At 51.3% G+C, this 228-nt stretch carries 1 pseudogene; it reads right to left on the reverse strand.

The window, feature by feature from the left end:
• Window positions 1–42: 42 nt before the first annotated feature.
• Window positions 43–228: pseudogene (locus tag SB822_RS61685) on the reverse strand (MmgE/PrpD family protein); the annotation flags it as partial.

Raw genomic sequence — 228 nt, forward strand, 5'->3', positions numbered from 1 at the left:
GGTCCGGAGCGCGTCGTTTAGCTTAAGAGTGTTCAGAGCCGTTTACATCTCGGTGGTCGCCGCGTGAATAAAAGAATGTGAATTTCCGACTGCGGGCCAAGCCTTATACAACGTTGTGCTACCCAAGAACCGCTCACCCAACCCTTCGAGCATCTTTTGCCGATCGTACTTTCCGCCGAAATATACGTTGAAGATTCCGGCCTTTCCTTCGAACAGAGTGTTGATGCC

This window comes from Paraburkholderia sp. SIMBA_054 (assembly GCF_046534875.1).
In the GTDB taxonomy this organism is placed as follows: domain Bacteria; phylum Pseudomonadota; class Gammaproteobacteria; order Burkholderiales; family Burkholderiaceae; genus Paraburkholderia; species Paraburkholderia hospita.